Here is a 223-nt window from a genome sequence, read left to right on the forward strand (position 1 = left end):
GTTCGAAGCAGAAGTATACGTATTGTCTAAAGATGAAGGTGGCCGTCATACTCCATTCTTCAAAGGCTACCGTCCACAGTTCTACTTCCGTACAACTGACGTAACTGGTGCAGTAGAGCTTCCAGAAGGCGTAGAAATGGTAATGCCTGGCGACAACCTTAAGTTCGTAGTAGAACTAATCGCTCCAATCGCGATGGACGAAGGTCTTCGTTTCGCGATCCGT

Annotated in this window: 1 protein-coding gene; it reads left to right on the forward strand. The window is 47.5% G+C overall.

Annotation, left to right across the window (positions count from 1 at the left end):
* A partial coding sequence (locus ACXAH6_RS20475; RefSeq protein ID WP_474879841.1) for an EF-Tu C-terminal domain-related protein occupies window positions 1-223 on the forward strand: 223 nt, incomplete at both ends.

It is taken from the genome of Alteromonas sp. ABE4_545 (assembly GCF_056161325.1).